Raw genomic sequence first — 15414 nt, forward strand, 5'->3', positions numbered from 1 at the left:
ATAATCCACTTTAAATGATATAAATGTTCTAAATTATATCTAATATTCCGTTTAGACATATGCATTGTCTTAATTAAATCTTCTATATATACTCCACGTTCATGAGTTTCATTATAAGTAATAATTTCATTTAATAACTTTAATTGTTCTAAAGTTAAATTTCTTGAATACTTCAAAACTTCGCTAATTGCTTTAATATAGATTAAATAAAATAACAACTGCTCTAATTTTCTTTTTTCCATGATACATGTCACCTCATGTTCTTGCATAAAAACCCAATTTTAAAAATTAGGATAGAAGATAGACGTCTATATTTCTATCCTCAATTGAGATATCAATATCTTCATATATCATGTTAATGTTTTAAAAATTAGATAAGCATTAATGTTCTAGTAATAATTATTCAGTACACATTATTATATAGAAGTAATTACTATCATAATTAATGATAATGACTTTTTGCCTCAGCAATGAGTAGTTGGGCTTGCTCATCAAAAGGTAGTTCTTTTGTTTCTAAATTATTTAAATTTAAAGGTTGTTTATTTTTCCTTACTTGTCCAGGTGTTGCGCCATATTTTTTATTAAATAGCGCAATAAAACGTGGAAAATGATTAAAACCATGGTCAAAAGCGATATCTTGAATAAGGGTTTTACTCTTTAAAATATCTATTAAACATAGTTTTAACCTAACATCATTAATATACTGAGTAATATTATTGTAGGGCGTATGATATTTAATGACCTGACTTAGTTCTTTATTTGACATATTTAGTGAATTCGCAAGGTCTTGTCTATTAATCTTTTGATTATGATGTTCGATGATATATTCATGAACTTCATCAACTAATGCATTCTCTAACTTAGAATTCTGACGATGTTTGCGTTGAATATATCCTAGCTCTACACATAAGTGCTTCACTAGTTTATCTTTTATATGAAGAATTCTGGGTTTCCGACATTCAAATTCAAGTAAATTAATAATGAAAGGTTCCATTTGTTTTCTTTCTATTGAAGAAAACTTATAACCATGTAATTTAATATAATCATCTGCAAATCTTAAATAATCTTTAAAAGCAATTTCCATTACTACAACGATTGAATCTTCCTTACTTTCAATAGAATAAAGATCATTTAGCATAATAAACATTAAATCACGCGTTTTCATTCGAAATTTATCTAAATTTAAAGTAATCTGTCCTGATCCTTTTAACCAATAGATTAATTTTATATTCGATTCCTTTTGCCTACTTATCTTTATATTTTTTAAAAGCTTTACCGAAAAGTTATTAATCATACATATGTCCTCTCACTTTATAATATATAAAGACACGACATAAATAGAAATCAAGTTATCTTCCCCTTATAACTCACTTTCCTATCAACAATTACATAATACGAGGTATCATTTAATCGTTCTTCATCGAATGTCTATCTTCATATATAATTGTATGTTTTATTTCGGTACTACCAGTAGCAAACTTTTGACTAATTATATCACTTTATTATCTTATTTTTAGTTTATTTTATATATAGCGTCCTTAAAGTATCATTTTTCATACAAATAATATCCATTTTTTCATATTTCTTCTTAAACTAAGCCGTTCAATAAACAAACATTCATTAATATAATGTTAAAATACAGTTCAAAAATTATAAAATTTATTATTTTTATAGAAAAATAAATTTTGCTATTTTTTTACAGTAAGATTACAGCGAAATGAGTTTTCTTTTAATAAAGACTTTTGAAAACTGGTATGACAGTATTTTAAAATGTTACAAAAAATTTCAATGAATGTTTGTGTAGCTAATATATATTAGCAAAAAATTACAAAACGGTAACAACGCCCACAAATCTACTTTTTTCTGCTAAAGTATTTCTTGTCGAAAAGAAACAAACTAACCACTGGACTTAAAGTCAACCAATGACTATTAAATAAATAAATAAAAATTAATTTAATTCTCAGGAGGATATTTAAAAATGAAAAAAATCGCTACAGCTACAATCGCTACTGCAGGAGTTGCTACTATCGCTATCGCTGGACATGGTCACGAAGCTCAAGCAGCTGAACAAGGTTACAATCCAAACGATCCAACTTCATACAGCTACTCTTACACTATCGACCAACAAGGTAATTATCATTACACTTGGAAAGGTAACTGGAGCCCAGATCGTTTAAATCATTCTAACCAAACTTATACTTCAAATAACAACAATAATAATTCTAATTACTATAATTACAACTATAACTACAACTATAATTACAGCTACAACAATAACAATAACAGCAGTAACTACAACTACAATAGCTACAATCACTATGCAAACAATAACTATAGCCGTACTAGCACTCAATCTTATAATGCAGGTACTCAAACTGCTGGAAATACAACTACTAGTTACTCAACTTCAAATAGTAACGTTAAAGTAACTACTACAGCTGCACCATCATCTAACGGAGTTTCAATTTCTAACTCTGCAAGTTCTGGTAGCAACTTATACACTTCAGGTCAATGTACTTACTACGTATATAACAGAGTAGGCGGTAAAATCGGTTCAACTTGGGGCAATGCTAATAACTGGGCAAGTGCCGCTTCTGCAGCTGGTTACACTGTAAACAACACACCTTCTACAGGTGCAATTATGCAATCTACTGCAGGTGCTTACGGTCACGTTGCTTACGTTGAAAGTGTTGGTAACGACGGTTCAGTAACTGTATCTGAAATGAACTATGGTTACGGTCCTGGTGTTGTAACTTCACGTACATTATCAGCTAGCCAAGCTGCTGCATACAGCTACATTCACTAATTTTAAATATATAAATTAAAGGATTGTCACTCTCGACAATCCTTTTTTTATGCTGAAAAAAGAGGTTAAGCAGAAACTCATATAAGTCTCTGCTTAACCTCTTTCATTTCACATATAACAATAATTCTAATTCATTTGAGTTGTTTCACGTTCATGGATTCAATTCTCGCTACAAAAATTGAATCCACTACTTTCTTATACTTTGAGGATATTGTTAGCTAAAACAAATGTAATAGATACCATCGCTACAAAATATCTATGTACTGTTCTAACATATTTATTTATATCCGTTATATAAGAATTTAAACATTTTATTTACGAATTATTTACATTTTCACTCGAACTTTTTTTACGAATACCTATACCAGTGAAACCATAAATAATTGCTAAAACAGCACATAAATAACATGGCACTGTCCATATGAAGAATTGATCAACTGAAACCCCTAGTTGTTGAGCATAGTATATGCCTGATGTTCCCCAAGGTATTAATGGTAACACCATAGTACTTGAATCTTCTAATGTTCTTGATAAATTACTTCTATCCAAATTCATATCTTCAAACATGTCTTTCATCAACACGCCGACCATAATGATAACGATAGAAGCTACCCCTGCAGCGAACACCATCATTAAACAACATACAACAGTAATCAATATTAATGTACCGACTGATTTTACGCCTTTAGCTACAGTTTGTAACATAACGTCTAAACAACCTGATTTTTCTACAATACCTGCAAATGCGTAACCACAGAAGATGGTAACAATGATTTCTGTCATACTCATCATTCCACCCTGTTCCATTAAGGTCTTAGCATTTTCAGAAAAGTGGCTCATACCAGTCATTTCAGGTTTGAAACCATCAAATGTTGCTTTAAAACCATCAACAATATTGAAATGATTATTCAATGTGCCTACGATAAGCGCACTTAAACTAGAAGCTAGCATTGACGGTACCGTAGAAACTTTACATAGTAAGGCTATTATAATGACTATTAACGGCACCCAAACCCAAATATTAATATTATAGGCTGTTGAGAGTTCATTTAATAATGCCTTAATTTGTTTAGAATTAGCGCTACTTTTAGAATTTAAACCTGCGAAAAACCATACAATCATACCGATAATTGAAGCCGGAATGGTAGTCCACATCATTGCTCTAATATGAGAAAAGATATTAACCTTAGTGACTAATGCAGCTAAGTTTGTAGTGTCTGATAGTGGTGACATTTTATCACCAAATACAGCACCGGCAATAATTGCGCCTGCTGCCATTCCCAAATTCATATCTAATTGACCAGCAATTGAGATTAAAGCGATACCAGCTGTTGAAGCTGAACCCCATGCTGTCCCTGTAGCAACACTACAAATTGCTGAAATAATAAATGCAGATACTAAGAAATAGTTAGGATTAAGAAATTTCAAACCATAATAGATTAACGCTGGAACTGTACCTGAATACATCCAACTCCCTACGATGATCCCAACTGCTAAAATGATAAAAATGGCAGGCATCGCAGTAGTTAATCTATGAGTAATCCCTTCTTCTAAATCATCCCATCTAAGTCCTACTCTAAAAGCGATTAATGCAGCATAGGCTGAAGATATTAATAATAAAACTTGAATAGGTATATCAAATATAATAAAGCCTGTGGTTACAACAATCACCATTACAATAATTGTAGATATTGCTTCAAAAAATGTTGGTTTTCTTTTCATAATCATCCCCCTTAATTATTTTTTTAAAACCTCTTTTCTGTTTGATTTCAATCTATTCACTTCCACTTTTGTACTATTCTAGTCCAAGTTTATCTAAACCTAATTCTTCTACAGTCAATCCTTCATTAAAGAAATCTCTTTCTAAAATGGTAGAAGCAATCATAATAACGGCATCAATATTAGGCGTATCTACATCAATAGCACGTCCTAAACTTGACCATACAACAAGACCATACGCTATATCCTCAGTTAGGTAGCGATTTTGTACTGAATTTGGTCCTGGAATTTGAGAGAATACTGGGCTTGTGTTAAATAAACGATTTAACGGTTCATCTTCATCTTTTCTTTCTAAATAACCACGTTGAATACGTGCTTCTTTTGCAGTTAATAATTCGAAACCTAATTTACGCCCTAATGTTAAACGTTCTAATTCAATTGCATGTAATAATCTAACCGTATGTTTAGTAATACCTTCTTTATATAATGCAAATGAATCAGCATAGTCTATACGCCCTACATTAAGTAGTGTTGGTCCCGGATGTACTTCTGGGTTACCATTTTCTAAGTTAGTCTTCCATAAGTTTTCTTCTTTAACTAAGTAAGGATAAATCTGACTCACTTTTTCGAAGCTATCACTTAACTCATCTTTTTTATAAGTTGAGAAGAAGACTTTACGTACTTTAAGTGATAAATCTACACGCGCCTCTTCGAAATCTACACGTGTACCATATGTTAATGTATTAGCTTCCGCAAACTTAGGTTGCACATTAATATGACGATCTTCCAATACATTCATAAAACGAATTGAAGCCATTGCAGCAGCAATATTAAAGAAGATTAATTGATCATTTGTCACATGTTCTGCCATAATCTTCGCGTAGTATTCAATATATGAAGAAGGAATGACAACTTGAATAATTTCAGCATCTTTTAATACATATGAAATATCATCACTTATATCAGTAAATGGAATGAATTTTTCTTCTCCTTCATCGTTATAATCAAATCCGCCTTTTTCTATTGCATTGTTGAATTTTTTAATAGATGAATTTCGACAATATAATTTCACATCATGTCCTTGGTCTACCATGTCTACCGCAGCAGTAACTGCCCCGTTACCTGATCCTACAACTGCTATTTTCATTTAATAACCCTCTTTTCTTTTTATTTATTGAAAATTAAAATATGTAAAAATAACTCCTAAATGAGCCTAAAAGCTACATTCAAAAAATAAAGATGCGCATTTAGAAACGCATCTTTCATCTATATTATCGTTATATATAACCGTCTTGGAAAAATTTTAAACAAGACCATAAATTATAATTTAAAATTCACTAAAATAAAATTTAAAACTTTGTTATATTTAAAGTAAGAAATATAATTTACTTAAAAAGGAGATTTTAAATGCCAGAAAATTATAATTACCAAGCCAATCAGCAAATTATCAATGATAACAATGATGACGCACGTTTGATGTCTATGCTTATTTTCTTATTAGGATTTTTCACATCTATAATTGGACCAATTATTCTTTGGGCTATCAAACGTAATGATGCCCGTCTTATTGATCAAGCTGGTAAAAATTACTTCAACATGGTTATTTCTTATTTTATTTGGAATGTCATTATAGGTATTTTATTCATTCCTGTTTTTGCTGGTTTTGCGGTAAATAACGATACATTATCTATCTTTTTAGGATTATTAGTAGTTATTTTATTTATTGCTCTTTTTGTTCTTTCTATCCTGTATTTCATTTTCCATATAGTGGCCTGTGTGAAATATTTTGGTGGTAAAGAATATGTTGTTCCGCTTTCTATTCGATTTTTTAAATAGAATGTTATAGACCTTATTTATTACAACATTTTGTAATATTAAAAAACTCTATGTAAGTTAAAACTATTCAATTTTCATAGGAAACACGCGCTTTGTACGTTTTATTACAGCCTGTAACCTTGGACATGCTTCTATTACGAAGTTGTTCAAGGTTTTTGTATTTCATTTACGAAAGCGTGACATCGCCCATAACCTTAAAATAATCTGCTAAAGTATGTGTTGTCGTTGGGAGCGACAATTAACTATTAAATTTTAGATTTAAAGGTTCTTCAACATATCGCTAATCAACCTATTGTTGAAGACAAATTTGGGAGGACTTTTTACTATGAATAAAATTATTACTATTTCAACATTAACAGCTGGCATCGGTGTATCGGCATTAGGATTAAATGCAAACCATGCAGACGCTGCCGAATATAATCATAATCCAGCACCACAACAACACTCACAATTTGGCTACCATAATCAATCACATGGCCAATGGCATCCACAATATAATCATTATCAACCAAGTGGATATCAACAACCACAATTCCAGCAACAATCTTTCTCTAATACACAAAGCGCAGCAAATACAACGTCTAGTACTAGCAATTCATCATCAAATGACACTACTAGTAGTTCAAGTACATCTTCAACTACGACATCAACTTCAATGCAAACAACATCATCTACCTCTGGCAATTTATATACACCAGGACAATGTACTTGGTACGTTTATGATAAAGTCGGCGGTAAGATTGGCTCAACTTGGGGCAATGCGAATAACTGGGCAAGTGCCGCTCAATCAGCAGGCTATACAGTAAACAATACTCCTGCTAAAGGTGCTATTCTTCAAACGACGCAAGGAAGCATGGGACATGTGGCTTATGTAGAAAGTGTAAATAGCGATGGTTCAATCACTATTTCTGAAATGAATTATACTGGTGGTCCTTATGTAGTAGATACTCGCACAATTTCATCTAGCCAAGTAAGTTCATTTAACTACATTCATTTATCTTAAAAAATAAATATTAATAACTGATTTATAGAAAATTCAAACCTCTAGTTTGGTGCCTTGGCCCTTAAGCTAGAGGGTTGTTTTGAATTTACATATAAACTTTGAGAAAATATGTTTATTACTATTTATACTGCAAGGAGGTTATACGATGCAGTGGTTAAAAGTAATACTTGCTGGGCTAATAGAAGTAGTTTGGGTAGTTGGCTTAGATAATGCTCATAATTTCCTCACCTGGCTATTTACTTTAGTATTTTTATCTCTTAGTTTTTATTTAATGTTATCTGCTTCTAATCATTTACCAGTAGGCACAGTTTATGCCGTATTTGTCGGCATAGGAGCTGCTGGTACGGTTATTACTGACATGCTATTTTTTAATCAATCATTTTCCATAACAAAAATTGGTCTACTTATACTACTCCTTATAGGTATTATTGGTCTCAAACTTTCTACTAATGATCAGAACGAAGGAGGAATATAAGATGTCATGGATATGCTTAGTGATAGCTGGACTATTAGAAGTGTTAGGCGTCGTGTGGTTAAATGAATTTGCTCGCACAAAAAGAAAGTGGCTCATTGTCGTCATGGCCATTACATTTGTATTCAGTTTTAGCTTTCTTAAACTGGCGATGTCAACAATTCCAATGGGCACCTCATATGCAATATGGACAGGTATAGGTACTGCGGGTGGCGCTATCGTTGGGATGATTTTTTATAATGAATCTAAACACTTTATGCGTCTCTTTTTTATTTCATTAATTCTAATTTCGGTAATAGGATTAAGACTTCTCCAATAATATGTAAAATATTTAATTTGTATACGTTTTCTTCTTTTATTATACTTAAAGAGAATTATACGTTAAGGAGTGAGTTTAATGGAAAAAGTTTACATCGCTGGAGCAATTCCTGAAGTAGGATTAAATTTACTTAAAGAACATTTCGAAGTTGAAATGTATGAGGGTGAAGGGATTATAGATAAAGAAACGCTTAAAGAAGGCGTAAAAGATGCTTCTGCTCTAATCAGTATTTTATCTACTAACGTTGACCAAGAAGTGATTGATAGTGGTAAAAACCTTAAAATCATCACTAACTATGGTGCAGGTTTCAATAATGTAGATGTTGATTATGCACGTGAAAAAGATATTGATGTAACGAATACACCAAAAGCTTCTACAGCTTCAACTGCTGAATTAACTTTCGGTTTAGTACTTGCAGTAGCACGTCGTATCGTTGAAGGTGATAAATTATCACGTACTAAAGGATTCGATGGTTGGGCTCCTTTATTCTTCAGAGGACGCGAAGTTTCAGGTAAAACAATCGGTATTATTGGTCTAGGAGAAATTGGTGGTGCTGTAGCTCAACGTGCTAAAGCTTTTGATATGGATGTGCTTTATACAGGACCTCATCAAAAGAAAGAAAAAGAACGTGAAATTGGTGCTAAATATGTAGATTTAGATACCTTACTTGAGAACGCAGACTTCATTACTATCAATGCTGCGTATAATCCTGATTTACACCACATGATTGATACTGAACAGTTTAAAAAAATGAAAGAAACTGCTTATTTAATTAATGCTGGCCGTGGTCCTATTGTAAATGAAGAAGCTTTAGTTAAAGCACTAAATGATAAAGAAATCGAAGGTGCTGCTTTAGATGTGTATGAATTCGAGCCTGAAATTACTGAAGGCTTAAAATCATTAGACAATGTAGTCATCACTCCACACATCGGTAATGCTACATTCGAAGCTAGAGATATGATGTCTAAAATAGTCGCAAATGATACTATTAAAAAATTAAGCGGTGAAGAACCACAATTTATCGTTAATAAATAATTGAGATAAAGAAAAGGATTGAATCGATAGTCGTTTTAATACTATTGATTCAATCCTTTTTTACATATTATTTCTTTTTAGCTTTGTATAAGAATTTTGTTTGACCACTTACAAGACGTGTAGGCGTCATTTTCATCACACGATTTCTTACTTTAGTTGTTAAAGTACCCTCTTTTTGTGCTATATTTCCTATTTTACGTGAACGTTTAATTACTTTAGCAGTATGCTTAACACGCAATTTATCGTAACGTGCTAAAGCTTTTTCAAAATCATAAGAACTCAAACAGTTGGATAATACGATAGCATCTTCCATGGCTTGTCCAGCACCTTGGCCCATATTAGGCGTCATCGCATGGGCTGCATCTCCTAATAAAACAGTACGACCATAGACAAACGTTTTTAATGGTTTCATATCATATAAATCATTTTTAATAATATCTGTTTCACTTTGTTTATCTAAGATTTGACGTACTTCCTCAGGATAATTATTAAAATATGCTTGTAAATGTGGTTTTTCAAATGAGCGGTACTTAGGATCCTTTTCCGAAGCATTAATCGTAATAAACCAATAAGCTTGATTATTAATCATCGGCACGATTCCAACGCGGCCTCTTTGACCCCAATACTCATTTGCGCTGTCACTGTGCTTCAAGTCCGCTTCATCTACTAAACCTCTAAAGCATGTGTAACCTTGGTATAAGATTTTAGCTTCAGGTTGTACAGTCTGTCTAACTGCAGAATGTATACCATCTGCGCCAATGCACATATCAAAGGATTGGCTCGCGTGATTTGAAAAGTGAACCATCACTTGTGACTCTTCATTATCCACTTTAGTCACTTGATAATCTGTGAAAATTGTATCAGGTTGAACGTAAGTTTGAATTAACTTAATCAACGTTTGACGAGGCAACGTTACATTCAGTGTATCTTCTTTTAATTTCGCAAATGTTAATAGTTCACCTTTATCATCAAATACATTCATAGAAGTTAAATTTTGACCTGCATTTTTGATACCTTTTGCTAAATCATGGTTACCAAGTTTTTGTAAAACATTGTCCCCGATACCAATGCCAGCACTAACTTCTTGAATAGTTGATCTCTTTTCAAAAATTTTGACATCATGTCCTTGCTCTTGTAACAGTGCAGCAGCAGTGAGCCCTCCAATACCGGCACCTATAATTGCAATTTTCATTTATTTACACCTCAGAATTTAAATTCTTATTCATTTTAACATATTGCCTTATACCCTAAATATTCTCTATATAATTTAAACTTTCAATTAAATTAAAAAATGAAAGAGTACGGGCAAGCCCTTATACTCTCTCATTCTAATTTAATTATTTTTAATCTTTAGATATGTAATAATTACGTCTTATTTTATCTTTTTTAATACCAAAATGGTCATAATATTCTTTCATATACGTAGCTATTTTATCTGGCCATTCTATATCACTGGCATATTGATGTTGTCCTGGGTTCTGTGGATTCCAACGCATTTGATAGAGTGTGCGTTGTTCATTTTCGAAATAAGTAGTTTGAATAAACTTAGCTCCACCTAATATCGCTTTACGCGGTGACGTCCACTGTTGTTCTTTGGCATAACTCTTACCGGTGTGTATAGCGTCTTCATCGAAAGCTCCAATGCCGAAGAAATTATAATACTGATGATTACCATCTTTGATTCCTTGAGCAAGCTCCGATTTACCATTATTCGTTTCCACTCTTGCGTGGCTAATCAAATAAAGGATATTCACGCCATATTTATCTTGCGCTTCTATAAACGCATTGGCCTGATCTTCTAATATACCTTTCCCTTTAAGTATATGCGTTACTTCTTCTTTCGACATTGGCACGGTGTGATAAAGATCCATATATTTTAAATTATTATCATTCTTCTTAATTTGCATCGCTTGTTCCACTTCAGTATTGCTTGCTGGAGTGAAGTCACCGTTTTTATCGACTGTATTCACAAGATCTGATTGTGTTTGTTTACGCACTGCTTCTTGAAAATGATAATTGAGGTCACTTCTTAAAATATTCGTTTTATTAAAAATCAATAATACTACTAAAGCAATTAACACCAGTACTAACAATATCATAGGAAATTTTAAATGGTTATATTTCTTCATAGCTACGTTAAACTCCTGTTTAGCTTATTTAGATAAAAAGAAATAAGCGATAATTATGACAATCACTACGATTGCAAAAGATAAATTAATTACTATTTTCATACCTGTACGATCACGAAACATGACGTTAAATATGACTAAACTGATTGCTAAAGATACTGCAAACATTGAAATAGCCAAAACTAATTGCATCATAATTAAAAAAATAATTCCTAATACGATGAAGAGATTAGAAATAATTGTCATTATTTTAAGTGCTTTTGGATGAATAAGTCCTCACCCCTTTATGTAAATTCATATATAATCAACCATACCACAATTTAAGTCTTTATGGCTTATAAATAATGAAAAAGAAACCCTTATTAAGAGTTGAATACTTAGTGTATTGCTCCTAATAAGGATTTCTTATGTGTAGTTAATTAATCTTCGCCTCTAGACATACCTTTAAGTAAGTTCAACATGTAAGTTAAACTGCGGTTCATATCATCATCTTTGAGGACGCCCATTAAACTACGTACAGTCGTTTTAGCATTAGGGCTAGCTTGGTTTGCCACGTGAAGACCTTTATTTAATTTATTCAAGAATTGACTTAACTCTTGAACATTCAATTCACCTAACATGAAGACCATAGGTGCTAAATTAGTAATTAATCCAGCATATAAATCTTTGTTAAGCTCAGTCATGAATTTATTGACAATCACTTGACGGCCTCTAATTCCACCATTCATTAAATCAAGAATCTTAGCTTCATCTAAAGCTTTAACAATGCGGATTGCTTTTAAAATACTATCTTTATTTTCAGCAATTGCATCTGTTACTTCGATTAAACTTTCTTGTTTAATTTGCTCTTGTGACTTTTCTAAACGTTTGATTTTAGTAATTCTTTCAGCCATTATTTATCCACCACATTTCCTGGGAAAACATAATCTGGACGTTCCCATTTTTTCTGTACTTGGACACTATATTGCGGATGACGGTGTTTATCAACACGGAAGTTTGTTGGGTTCAATGGTGACTTACCTTTACGTGTTAATACTTCCATACGGCAACTTGTACGTTTATATGATGGTGTATCAGTATATTTATCAACATCGCTGTTTGTTAATTTATTGATAGCACCTAAGTCGCCGTTAGACATTGCATCGTTATTTAATGGAATGTAAATTTCTTTACCTTTTACGCGATCTGTAATTGTTGCAATTAATGTTGCTTCACCAGTTTCAGAAATTAATCGTATTTCAGCGCCTTCATGAATATCACGATCTTTCGCAAGCTCTGGAGAAATTTCCACGAATGCGTTAGGCATTTTGTATTTAATCATTTCTGTTTGATAAGTCATGTTACCTTCATGGAAGTGTTCAAGTAAACGACCGTTGTTCACGTGTAAGTCATATACTTCGTCTTCTTTGAAGAAGTTATCAAATGTTAATGGGAATAATTTAGCTCGACCATTATCAAAGTTAAAGCCGTTCATATACAATGTTGGTTCGTCTGTGCCGTCTGGAGCAACAGGCCATTGTAAACTATTAAAGCCTTCTAAACGATCATAACTTACACCTGAGTATGATGGTGTTAAGCGAGCAATTTCATCCATAATTTCTGATGGATGTGTATAGCCCCAATCAAAGCCCATTCTTTGAGCGATTAATTGGAAGATTTCCCAGTCTGGTTTAGAGTCGCCTAATGGTTGTAACGCTTTATTAATACGTTGAATACGTCGTTCAGTGTTAGTGAATGTACCGTCTTTTTCAAGTGATGGACTTGCTGGTAATACAACATCAGCATAAGTTGCTGTGAAAGTTAAGAACTCATCTTGTACAACTAAGAAATCTACTTTTTCTAATGCAGATTGTACGAAATTGATGTTAGAGTCTACGATACCAGTATCTTCACCGTATAAGTATAATGATTGAATTTCGCCGTTATGGATACCTTCCATCATTTGGTGATTGTCACGTCCTGGTTTAGGATTTAATTTCACACCGTATTCTTTTTCAAACTTCGCTCTTACTTCATCATCATCTACTTTTTGATAACCTGAGAATTGGTCTGGCATACTTCCCATGTCACTCGCACCTTGTACGTTATTGTGACCACGTAATGGGTATGCACCTGAACCAGGTTTTCTATAGTTACCTGTTACAAGTAATAAGTTTGAAATTGCTGTACTTGTATCACTACCGATATCTTGTTGAGTAACACCCATAGCCCAACAAATTGACATTGATTCTGCTTTAGCAGCTTCTTCAGCAAAGCTAATGATTTGTTCTTTAGGAATACCTGTTGCATCTTCAGCAAAATCCATTGTAAATAATTCTAATGATTTATAGTATTCATCAAAGTTATCTACCCAATCATTTAAGAATTGTTTGTCATGTAAATCATTATCAATGATATATTTCGTTGCAGCGCCTAACCATACTAAGTCAGTACCTGGTTTAGGTTGATAGAATGCATCAGCACGTTCAGCCATTTCATGTTTTCTTATGTCAAATACATGCATTTTTGAGCCGAATAATTTTTGACCACGTTTAATACGTGAAGCAATTACTGGATGTGCTTCAGCAGTGTTTGTACCGATTAATACTGTCATAGCTGCTCTTTCTAAATCTTCAATTGAACCTGAGTCACCACCATGACCAACAGTACGGAATAAACCTTTTGTTGCTGGTGCTTGGCAATATCTAGAACAGTTATCAACGTTGTTTGAACCAAATACTTGGCGAGAAAGTTTTTGCATTAAGTATGATTCTTCATTTGTACCTTTAGAAGAAGCGATAAATGCTAAATGTTCGCCACCGTATTCATTTTTAATACGTTTGAAGTTTGATTCAATGACATCAAGTGCTTCATCCCATTCTACTTCATGGAATTCGCCATCTTTTCTAACAAGAGGTTTTGTTAAACGTTGATCTGAATTGATGTGACCCCAAGAGAATTTACCTTTAACACATGTTGCAATTTTGTTTGCCGGTGAATCGTGTGATGGTTGCATTTTTAAGATTTCTCTATCTTTAGTCCATACATCAAATGAGCAACCTACACCGCAATATGTACAAACTGTTTTCGTTTTCTTAATGCGTTCTTTACGCATTTCTGCTTCTGAATCTGAAACTGCGAATAATAAACCATCGCCTGGTTCAGCTTTCTTAGTTAAGTCAATCATAGCTGCTAATGAACCTGGTTCAGTATCAGTCATATAACCTGCATTACCTTCCATATTAACTTCCATCATTGCGTTACATGGACAAACTGTTGCACATTGACCACAAGATACACATGATGATTCATTAATAGGTACGTCATTATCCCAAATTACACGAGGATGTTCACGATCCCAGTCGATTGAAATTGTTTCGTTAACTTCGATGTCTTGACATGCTTCGACACAACGTCCACATAAGATACATTGGTCTGGATCATAACGATAGAATGGACCGTAATCTTTTTCATAAGGTTTTTCTTTATATTCATATGATTGTTCTTGTAAGCCCCATGCGTCCATCGCATTATGAATTTCACAGTCGCCATTGTTGTAATCACATACTGTACAGTACAACATGTGTTTCTCTAAAATTCTGTCTAACGCTTCTTTTTGACTTGCTTTCACATCATTATTTTGAGTATTAACCGTCATAGGACGATCTACAACCGTACTACACGCACGTTCAATCTTGCCGTCGATTTCAACCATACATGTATCACATGTTTGAATTGGTCCCATCGATTCGTTATAGCAAATTGAAGGTACGAAAGTATCACGAGATTTAATGAATTCGAGCAAATTTGTTCCAGGTTCCACAAGATAATCTATACCGTCAAGCGTCAAGATTAAATGTTCTTGCATACTTTCCACCCCATCTATATTTTTTACCGTAAAATTATCTAATTAAAAAATATTCCATTCCAATACCCCACATATATTGAACATAGAATTACTTTAATTGTATAACTTATTGTGAATAATGTTAATAGTTTCATAAATTTTTTTAATATTTAAAGTTTTAAAACATAAGAATAAGTATGTTTAATAACTTATTGTATTGTTCTTTTTTTGCAGAATTACAAACTACATTTTCAAAAAAAGTTAAAAAA

General features: G+C 32.8%; 14 protein-coding genes and 1 pseudogene. 6 read left to right on the forward strand and 9 right to left on the reverse strand.

Annotated features, from left to right (window positions below; translation table 11 throughout):
* Together CD127_RS06700 and CD127_RS06705 are read right to left on the reverse strand one after the other, a co-directional pair.
* Positions 1-242: pseudogene (locus CD127_RS06700) on the reverse strand (transcriptional regulator, SarA/Rot family); the annotation flags it as partial.
* 200 nt (positions 243-442) lie between these two features.
* Positions 443-1294: an AraC family transcriptional regulator gene (locus CD127_RS06705; protein WP_103298868.1), complete on the reverse strand. Its 852-nt coding sequence runs from the start codon at positions 1292-1294 to the stop codon at positions 443-445.
* 684 nt (positions 1295-1978) lie between these two features.
* On the opposite strand from CD127_RS06705, the gene CD127_RS06710 reads away from it, so the two are divergent.
* Positions 1979-2806, forward strand: a complete 828-nt coding sequence (locus CD127_RS06710) for a CHAP domain-containing protein (protein ID WP_103366197.1) — start codon at positions 1979-1981, stop codon at positions 2804-2806.
* Between the two features lie 315 nt (positions 2807-3121).
* Here CD127_RS06710 and nhaC read toward each other — a convergent pair whose 3' ends face one another.
* Together nhaC and CD127_RS06720 are read right to left on the reverse strand one after the other, a co-directional pair.
* Positions 3122-4531 (reverse strand): Na+/H+ antiporter NhaC, encoded by a 1410-nt coding sequence (gene nhaC, locus CD127_RS06715; RefSeq protein WP_174694750.1) that lies wholly within the window; start codon positions 4529-4531, stop codon positions 3122-3124.
* Positions 4532-4601: 70 nt separating this feature from the next.
* Entirely contained in the window at positions 4602-5672 is a 1071-nt protein-coding gene (locus CD127_RS06720) for an NAD/NADP-dependent octopine/nopaline dehydrogenase family protein (RefSeq protein WP_103366199.1), read from the reverse strand.
* 260 nt (positions 5673-5932) lie between these two features.
* Between CD127_RS06720 and CD127_RS06725 the strand changes: the two genes are divergently transcribed.
* The 5 genes from CD127_RS06725 to CD127_RS06745 all read left to right on the forward strand — a co-directional run bounded on the left by CD127_RS06725 (position 5933) and on the right by CD127_RS06745 (position 9190).
* Positions 5933-6361 (forward strand): DUF4870 domain-containing protein, encoded by a 429-nt coding sequence (locus CD127_RS06725; protein WP_103298388.1) that lies wholly within the window; start codon positions 5933-5935, stop codon positions 6359-6361.
* Positions 6362-6686: 325 nt separating this feature from the next.
* Complete coding sequence (locus CD127_RS06730; protein WP_103366200.1) at positions 6687-7364, forward strand: CHAP domain-containing protein; 678 nt, start codon at positions 6687-6689, stop codon at positions 7362-7364.
* A 145-nt stretch (positions 7365-7509) separates the two neighbouring features.
* Positions 7510-7839 carry a DMT family transporter gene (locus tag CD127_RS06735; RefSeq protein WP_103366201.1) on the forward strand — a complete coding sequence of 110 codons (330 nt, stop codon included), beginning with the start codon at positions 7510-7512 and terminating at the stop codon, positions 7837-7839.
* A 1-nt stretch (position 7840) separates the two neighbouring features.
* Entirely contained in the window at positions 7841-8155 is a 315-nt protein-coding gene (locus CD127_RS06740; RefSeq protein WP_103298987.1) for a DMT family transporter, read from the forward strand.
* A gap of 78 nt (positions 8156-8233) precedes the next feature.
* Entirely contained in the window at positions 8234-9190 is a 957-nt protein-coding gene (locus CD127_RS06745; RefSeq protein WP_103366202.1) for a 2-hydroxyacid dehydrogenase family protein, read from the forward strand.
* Between the two features lie 67 nt (positions 9191-9257).
* On the opposite strand, the gene CD127_RS06750 is transcribed toward CD127_RS06745, so the two are convergent.
* The 5 genes from CD127_RS06750 to fdhF form a co-directional block, all read right to left on the reverse strand.
* Positions 9258-10382, reverse strand: coding sequence for an FAD-dependent monooxygenase (locus CD127_RS06750; protein WP_103366203.1), 1125 nt, complete (start codon positions 10380-10382; stop codon positions 9258-9260).
* Positions 10383-10533: 151 nt separating this feature from the next.
* Complete coding sequence (locus CD127_RS06755) at positions 10534-11319, reverse strand: N-acetylglucosaminidase (protein WP_103366204.1); 786 nt, start codon at positions 11317-11319, stop codon at positions 10534-10536.
* 24 nt (positions 11320-11343) lie between these two features.
* Positions 11344-11565: a hypothetical protein gene (locus CD127_RS06760; protein WP_103298983.1), complete on the reverse strand. Its 222-nt coding sequence runs from the start codon at positions 11563-11565 to the stop codon at positions 11344-11346.
* A gap of 173 nt (positions 11566-11738) precedes the next feature.
* Positions 11739-12212, reverse strand: a complete 474-nt coding sequence (locus CD127_RS06765; protein WP_103298982.1) for a helical membrane plugin domain-containing protein — start codon at positions 12210-12212, stop codon at positions 11739-11741.
* The gene (gene fdhF / locus CD127_RS06770; protein WP_103366205.1) at positions 12212-15166 is read right to left on the reverse strand and encodes a formate dehydrogenase subunit alpha; all 2955 of its coding nucleotides are present in this window, start codon (positions 15164-15166) and stop codon (positions 12212-12214) included. Before fdhF ends, CD127_RS06765 begins: the two co-directional genes overlap by 1 nt.
* Positions 15167-15414: the final 248 nt, after the last annotated feature.

Source organism: Staphylococcus petrasii, assembly GCF_002902565.1.
Lineage (GTDB): Bacteria > Bacillota > Bacilli > Staphylococcales > Staphylococcaceae > Staphylococcus > Staphylococcus petrasii.